Annotated in this window: 2 protein-coding genes and 1 pseudogene; 2 read left to right on the forward strand and 1 reads right to left on the reverse strand. The window is 29.3% G+C overall.

The genetic code is table 11. The features are described 5' to 3' along the window. Positions 1-91: 91 nt before the first annotated feature. Positions 92-643: pseudogene (locus tag A33S_RS11670) on the forward strand (replication initiation factor domain-containing protein); the annotation flags it as partial. 237 nt (positions 644-880) lie between these two features. On the opposite strand, the gene A33S_RS0106370 reads toward A33S_RS11670, so the two are convergent. Further along, positions 881-1,702: a LysR family transcriptional regulator gene (locus A33S_RS0106370; RefSeq protein WP_017176649.1), complete on the reverse strand. Its 822-nt coding sequence runs from the start codon at positions 1,700-1,702 to the stop codon at positions 881-883. 152 nt (positions 1,703-1,854) lie between these two features. Here A33S_RS0106370 and A33S_RS0106375 point away from each other — a divergent pair, with 152 nt between their 5' ends. Next, on the forward strand, positions 1,855-2,994 hold the full coding sequence (locus tag A33S_RS0106375; protein ID WP_017176650.1) for an MFS transporter: 1,140 nt from the start codon (positions 1,855-1,857) through the stop codon (positions 2,992-2,994). The last annotated feature ends 78 nt before the right edge of the window (positions 2,995-3,072 follow it).

Genomic DNA, 3,072 nt, shown 5'->3' on the forward strand with positions numbered 1-3,072 from the left:
AACTTTGCAACAGAACCATATCTGAAATAGTTCATACAGAAGACTCCTTTTTGTTAAAATTATACTATAAATTCAACTTTGCAACAGAACCATAAATCTTATGGAAGATGACGGTTTTACAAGATTAGATTTGGCTTTTGATTTTGAAGATGATTTAAGTGACTATTACGCAATGTCAGATAAAGCTTTAAAGAAAACTGTATTTTACGGAATTGACGGAAAGCCAGAAACTAAATATTTTGGTGTACGTGATAGTGAACGGTTTATTAGAATTTACAACAAGAAAAAGGAACGTAAGGATAATGCAGATATAGAAATAGATTCTGAACATTTATGGCGTGTAGAAATTGAATTAAAACGTAACATGGTTGATTACTGGAATAATTGCTTTGATGATTTGCATATTTTAAATCCAGCATGGGCTACTTTAGAAAGTGTAAGAGAACAAGCAATGGTGTATTTATTACTTCACGAGGAAAGTGCTTGGGGAGAATTACATAGAAACTCCCGTCGCAAATACAAACAACTACTTCAAGAAATATCTCCAATTGATTTAACGAACTTAATGAAATTGGCTTTGAAAGAAAACGAAAAACAATTGCAAAAGCAGATTGATTTTTGGCTTTCTGATTTTCGGTTTTGAGTGAATTTAATTTTATACTGTGAGCTAAAAAGCGAGCAGATTATAAAATTAATTGAACATGTTGCAACCACCATTTTTGGTTGCTAGGTTTTATGGTTTTGAACTATGAGTGGCTAGCTTTTAGCCACTCATAGTTCAAACGAAAAGGCACAAACACCGATATGACGGTGTTTGTGCCTTTTCGTTTAGTTAACATAATAAAGAGTTATGGGGAGTTGAATTGTATACTCTATTCATTTACTGAATTATATCAATAATTTTATTCATCTTATCTTTATCACGTGATACTACACCTACAACTCTTTTATAATTTTGTAATTTTTTTTGATATAAGTTCATACTTTCAAGTCTTGTAGTCAAAGATTGGGGAGTCAAAGTAATACCTTTATTTGCTTTGACATTAGCTAATATAGTTTCATAATAATCAACATAATCAATATGTAACTTATCTTTCAAGGAATAATTTTTAAGAAGATCATATGTATCACATGGCGGTGTTTGTATATAAATATTCTCATTTTTTAAAGATTTTATACTTACTTGCTTAGTGTTTTTAAACTTATTTTCATCACCATAAGCCACAATAAAGTCCTCAGTGTAAATTTCTTGTTTATAGAGCGAGTTATTTTTTAAATGTGTAATATCACCAATAACAACATCTATATTATCTTTATAAATTTCTTCAAGTAAAATTGAAGTACTATTTTCAATGACTAAAACGACACTTTCATTAATATAATTCTTTTCATGTAGTTTATATAAAGAAAAGCTAGGTATGACTCCTAATTTAATTCTTTTATCTTTAGACTCACTTATTTTACTTTTTAATTCTTCAAATTGCTCATTTATTTTTAAAAACGAATGATAAACAGCATTTCCTTTTTGAGTTAAAAAAATACCCTTAGAAGTTCTATAAAATAACTGACAATCAAAATAACCTTCAATACTTCTAATTCTTTTACTTAAGGCTGGTGTACTTATATTCAATTCTCTAGAAGCTTTATTTAAGCTATTGTACTCGACAACTTTAATGAAGTCCTTCATATAATTAAAATTCATAAAATCCCCCATGGTATTAACTATTTGTTTATACCTATATTAACACATTACTTATTCATATATTTCAAGTAAAGGTTTATTCTTATATTGTTCCCAAAAATAGGCAACTAATCTCTTAATGAATCAAAATTGACTGATAGGATGAGATAATAATGAAAAAAATATGGATTTTAACTTTAGGTATGTTTGCCTTAGGTATGGATGCTTATATAGTAGCAGGATTAATACCTTCAATAAGTAAAAGTTTTAATAAAAGTAGCTCTGCTATTGGGCAAGGAGTAACAGTTTTTACATTGTTTTTCTCTATCTCTGCCCCCATTTTTTCAACAATATTAGCTAAATCCCCAGTTAAAAAAATACTAATAATAGCAATCAGTGTATTTACTTTAGCCAATATTATAACCGCAATATCTATGAACTACATGCTATATATCGTATCAAGAGCAATCGCTGGTTTAGGAGCTGGCGTATTCTCACCAATTGCAATAAGTGCAAGCAATCATTTAGTCTCCGAAAAACATAAAGGAAAAGCAATCGCTTTTACAGTAGGCGGAATGAGTGTAGGAACTGTTATAGGAGTTCCTCTCGGACTAGAAATTGCCAACATTTCTAATTGGCGATTTGCAATGTTGGTTATTATTGTCATTAGTTTTATTGCATTAATAAGTATTTCTATATTAATGCCTAAATTTAAAATACAAGCTCCTCCAAACTTAAAAGCTCGTTTTAAATTATTCCTAAACAGTCACGTCCTAAGAGTTATTTCAGTCACATTATGTGCTGCTATTGCTAGTTTAGGTTTGTATACTTATTTAGCCGATATTATTAAAACAAATACAGATACAAAAAATTTAACTTATTACCTTACAGCGTGGGGAATAGGCGGATTAATAGGAAGTTTTAGTATAGGATTTATTATAGATAAATTTAAAAACACAAGATTTGTTATGTTGATTATTTTAATTTTATTAGCATTAAGTTTTGTTTTAATTCCTATCTCTATCAAATCACCTCTATTAGGCTTACTACCCTTTATTCTATGGGGATCTATGGGATGGGCTACACAAGCGCCACAACAACATATACTATTAAAAAGTCATCCTAAACATGGAGGTCCTGCTGTTGCTTTAAATAGTTCTATTAATTATTTAGGAAGTGCTATTGGATCAAGCATTGGAGGTATCATTCTGTTTAATGTTAATAGTACAAATATACTGATATATAGCGCTTTAGGAATTACTATTATTGGTATTTTACTACAATTGTTAAATTTATCTATAGATAAAGATTAAAAGATTTATTGTCTCTCTTTTAATCATCACAATATGTATCAAGATAAGAAGAAAACAAGCCGAAATCTCGGCTTGTTC

Origin of the sequence: Staphylococcus massiliensis CCUG 55927 (assembly GCF_000298075.1) — a bacterium.
In the GTDB taxonomy this organism is placed as follows: domain Bacteria; phylum Bacillota; class Bacilli; order Staphylococcales; family Staphylococcaceae; genus Staphylococcus; species Staphylococcus massiliensis.

What these genes read in the sequence shown, in the direction of transcription:
- A33S_RS0106370 (WP_017176649.1), bottom strand. Translation starts at nt 1,702, where the DNA reads ATGAATTTTAATTATATGAAGGACTTCATTAAAGTTGTCGAGTACAAT.
- A33S_RS0106375 (WP_017176650.1), top strand. Translation starts at nt 1,855, where the DNA reads ATGAAAAAAATATGGATTTTAACTTTAGGTATGTTTGCCTTAGGTATG.